Source organism: Leptolyngbya sp. CCY15150, assembly GCF_016888135.1.
Classification (GTDB): Bacteria; Cyanobacteriota; Cyanobacteriia; order RECH01; family RECH01; genus RECH01.
Window position 1 is genome coordinate 1 of the sequence record NZ_JACSWB010000106.1, and the last position, 216, is coordinate 216.

The window sequence follows — 216 nt, forward strand, 5'->3', positions numbered from 1 at the left end:
AGGAGCAGGGGCAATTGGAGGGCTTTCGCTCCGTTGCCGATACGCTGTTGATGGCCATCGATGGCACCGAATACTTCAGTTCAAGCCAGATCCACTGTTCGAACTGTTCAACTCGCACCCTGACGTCAGGAGAGACCCACTACTTCCATAGCGTCATCACCCCAGTCATCGTCGCCCCAGGACAGCCTCACGTGATTCCGTTAGTGCCAGCGTTTA

Annotated in this window: 1 pseudogene; it reads left to right on the forward strand. The window is 55.6% G+C overall.

Annotation, left to right across the window (positions count from 1 at the left end):
- Positions 1 to 216, forward strand: a pseudogene (locus JUJ53_RS01280) (ISNCY family transposase); the annotation flags it as partial.